Source organism: Dialister sp. UBA1703, from assembly GCA_002320515.1.
GTDB lineage: Bacteria > Bacillota > Negativicutes > Veillonellales > Dialisteraceae > Dialister.
Map to the genome: position 1 here is coordinate 7,120 of DCJJ01000112.1, position 3,448 is coordinate 10,567.

The 3,448-nt window shown below is 50.8% G+C and carries 4 protein-coding genes; 1 reads left to right on the forward strand and 3 read right to left on the reverse strand.

Going from position 1 to position 3,448, the window contains the following annotated elements; translation table 11 throughout:
- Positions 1–102 precede the first annotated feature (102 nt).
- Genes B2Y11_RS05325 through B2Y11_RS05335 form a run of 3 tightly spaced genes read right to left on the reverse strand, consistent with a single transcriptional unit; the run spans position 103 to position 2,064 of the window.
- On the reverse strand, positions 103–864 hold the full coding sequence (locus tag B2Y11_RS05325) for a TPM domain-containing protein (protein WP_291057050.1): 762 nt from the start codon (positions 862–864) through the stop codon (positions 103–105).
- Between the two features lie 52 nt (positions 865–916).
- A complete protein-coding gene (locus B2Y11_RS05330; protein WP_008859268.1) occupies positions 917–1,468 on the reverse strand; it encodes a LemA family protein in 552 nt (183 codons plus the stop codon).
- Positions 1,469–1,500: 32 nt separating this feature from the next.
- Positions 1,501–2,064 (reverse strand): hypothetical protein, encoded by a 564-nt coding sequence (locus B2Y11_RS05335; protein WP_291057053.1) that lies wholly within the window; start codon positions 2,062–2,064, stop codon positions 1,501–1,503.
- Positions 2,065–2,228: 164 nt separating this feature from the next.
- Between B2Y11_RS05335 and B2Y11_RS05340 the strand changes: the two genes are divergently transcribed.
- Positions 2,229–2,984 carry an NAD-dependent protein deacylase gene (locus tag B2Y11_RS05340; protein WP_291057055.1) on the forward strand — a complete coding sequence of 252 codons (756 nt, stop codon included), beginning with the start codon at positions 2,229–2,231 and terminating at the stop codon, positions 2,982–2,984.
- Positions 2,985–3,448 lie beyond the last annotated feature (464 nt).

Sequence of the window (3,448 nt, forward strand, 5' to 3'; positions counted from 1 at the left end):
CGTCGACTTATTCCTTGCATTGAATAAAAATGCAAGAATGAAATCCGATAACGATTTAATCAGCGCTTCCCTAGAAACAGAAAATCGGACAAATCTGGCATTTCACCATCCCCGGCTGGCACCGCCGCCTCCGGAGGAACCGCCACGGCCGCTTCCTCCGAAGCCTCCACCGCCGCGGCCGCCTCCGCGGCCCGTGAAGAGGAGGAAAAGGATGAGGCGGGTGAGACGGCCGCCCAGAAAGATCCAGTCAATGACCAGAAGGATGAGGAGCACCAGGGGCGTTAGAAAATCCTCCATAGTAAATCCACTGTCTTCTTTGACAGCAGGACTTGAGAGTCCGTCCAGCGAGGCGAGGCCATATTCTTTCATGACCTGCCGCACCATGTTGTCATAGGTATCCTGGACACCCCGGCTATAGTCGCCTTCCTTGAAAGCGGGAATGAGGAAGGTATCCAGCAGGCGCCCTGCTTTGGCATCATTCATGGCGCCTTCCAGGCCGTAGCCCACCTCAATCCGGGCTTTTCTATCTTTCATGGAAACCAGAAGCAGGAGACCGTTGTTTTTCTCTTTATCACCAAGGCCCCGGCTTCGAAAAAGGCCGTTGGCATAGGATTCCAGATCACCATCGGGAACGGTGGCAACCATGACTACCACTACCTGGGCATGGGTCTTTTGATCCAGTGCATAGCCTATGGCATTGATATGTTTCTTTGTTTCTACGCTTAAGGTACCGGTGTAGTCTTCCGCGTAGAAAGAATCAGAAGGCGGCGGGGGATAGGTTTCTGCTGCCAGGACGGTATTTATGGAAAACCATGCAAAAACCAGGGTCAAAAGAGCGATCAACACTTTCCCTACGGATTTCATGGTATCTCTCCTTTCATCAGCAGCTCACTGTCTCACCGGCTGACCAATTTGACTAAAACTGTACTTTAGGAGCTGCTTTGGCTCCTTCGTCTGCTTTGAAATAGGGGGCGTCGGTGAAACCGAAGGCACCGGCGTAGAGGCTTACCGGAAAAGAATGAATTTTAGCATTGTATTTCTGCACCTGATTGTTATAGTCCCGACGGGCTACGGAAATCCGGTTTTCCGTTCCTGCCAGTTCGTCCTGAAGTGCCAGGAAATTCTGGCTGGCTTTCAAATCAGGATAATTTTCAGCTACCATCAGCAGACGGCCCAGGGCGTTGGACAATTCACCATTAGCGCTGATTTTATCGGTCGGCGTGGAAGCATTTAAGAGTTTGGAACGGGCATCGGCCACTGCCTTCACCGCTTCCTGTTCATGGGAAGCATAGCCTTTAACCGTGTTTACCAGATTGGGGATCAGGTCAGCCCGGCGCTGAAGCTGGGTATCTACCTGAGCCCAGGATGAATTCACCTGTTCATGCATGGAAACGAGGCCGTTGTAGGAGCTGACCAGGCCGCCGGCAATGACAAGGATTGCAGCAATGATAATAATCAGTTTCTTCATAGGAACCTCCTTAGAAATGGAGAACAAATCTATTATTTCAATCCCAGTTCTTCCTTATGGGCAGTCATGCCGTCAATGCAGGCCTGCATAACAGTACCGGCGTCAAGACCCAGCATGGCAAATCCCTTTTTGATGACGTCCCGATTGCAGCCGGCAGCGAACCGTTTATCCTTGAATTTCTTTTTCAATCCCTTCACTTCCATACCTGTAATGCCCTCGGGCCGCATAAGGGCATAGGCCATGACTACGCCGGTGAGTTCATCGACTGTGAAAAGGCTCTTCTCCATGTCCGTGGTGGGTTCCACATCGTTGTCGCAGATGCCCCAGCCATGGGAAATGATGGTATTGATATCTTCCTCATCTACGCCTTCCGGTTCCAGAAATTCCCGGACATGGTGGCAGTGTTCATTGGGGTATTTTTCATAATCCACATCATGAAGATAGCCGATAGCTTCCCAGTGGTCCTTATCGGCATGGAAATAATCCGCCATAGCGCCCATGGCTGCACTCACTGCCATGGCATGGGTGAAAAGATGGTCCTCAGTGGTATACTTCGGTAAAATTTCTTTGGCTTTCGCCAGTGTAAGCTGACTCATAATAAATTCCTCCTTCATAAATTCTACATCTAGCATAGGGGATAGCAGAAAGGTTGTCAATGAATGGTGAGGAAATCTCGAAGTTCTCCATTGACTTTTTCTTCTATAAAAATGGTAAAATAAAAAAAAACAGGCTTTTGCATTCCATCAGAAAGGAGACCATCATGACTGATTTGGAAAGATTGAGGGAAATGATTGAGAGTCATCATAAGATTGCTTTCTTTGGCGGTGCCGGTGTTTCTACAGAATCCCATATTCCCGATTTCCGCGGGGCCAATGGGATTTATCGGCAGAAGACAAATCTTCCCTGGACGCCGGAGGAAATGCTGTCTCATCATTTTTATGAGGAACATCCGGTGGAGTTTTTTACCAACTACAAGAACTTTGCAGAAGCCATGGTAGCAGCTGAGCCGAACCGGGCTCATTATGCCCTGGCCAGGCTGGAAGAGGAGGGGAAACTTCTGGGGGTGGTGACCCAGAACATCGACGGCCTACACCAGAAGGCAGGCAGCAGGAATGTGATGGAACTCCACGGCTCTATTCTTCGGAACTACTGCACCCAGTGCGGCCGTTCCTACGACGTGGACAGCTTCCTTTCCCTCTGCGCACCGGTGCCTCACTGCCCCTACTGCGGAGGCATCGTGAAACCGGATGTGGTACTCTATGAAGAACCGCTGGACATGGACACCATGGAAGACGCCATGGATGCCATCCAAACGGCGGATATGCTCATCATCGGCGGCACCAGCCTGGTAGTCTACCCCGCCGCCGGATTCATCAACTACTTCACCGGTGACGCACTGGTCATGATTAACCAGGATGAAACAGGAAAAGACAGGGACTGCGACCTGGTATTCCACGACAGCGTAGGAAAAATTCTGGGAGAAGCGGTTTTGACACGCCCTGTGGACATGCCCTGAAGGGGGGTGAGGGTTCAAAGGGGTCGGCCCGCTAAAAGCGGGCTGGTTCAGATGGTTCAAAAAGGATTGCAGGCGCCCTTCATGTTTTAGGGCGCCTCTTTTGATAAAATCGTACAACGGCCCTGGCGGGGAAGGGAAAAGAGGTCCCCCCCTTTGGTGGCTGCGCCACCACCTTTACCCAAAGGGAAGCATGTCACTGGATTCTCAGGTCGCTTAGGCTCCCCTACGAATCCAGTTCGCTGGAGTGACTCCAGTTCCTTTGCCACCCCGCTAAGTTCGGTGGGGCGACAAAAGAAAAGCGCCTCTATTTTTCTCGTGTTCCCTTGAGGGGAACGCCACGTAGTGGCAAAGGGTGTACGAGGGTAAATATGCCAATGACACTCTAGGGAAGCACTGATTAATTCATAGAGTCTACTTTTATGAGAATTTTTATGCACTGCTTCGTCATGAGGCTCCTTAAATAG

What these genes read in the sequence shown, in the direction of transcription:
- B2Y11_RS05325 (WP_291057050.1), bottom strand. Translation starts at nt 864, where the DNA reads ATGAAATCCGTAGGGAAAGTGTTGATCGCTCTTTTGACCCTGGTTTTT.
- B2Y11_RS05330 (WP_008859268.1), bottom strand. Translation starts at nt 1,468, where the DNA reads ATGAAGAAACTGATTATTATCATTGCTGCAATCCTTGTCATTGCCGGC.
- B2Y11_RS05335 (WP_291057053.1), bottom strand. Translation starts at nt 2,064, where the DNA reads ATGAGTCAGCTTACACTGGCGAAAGCCAAAGAAATTTTACCGAAGTAT.
- B2Y11_RS05340 (WP_291057055.1), top strand. Translation starts at nt 2,229, where the DNA reads ATGACTGATTTGGAAAGATTGAGGGAAATGATTGAGAGTCATCATAAG.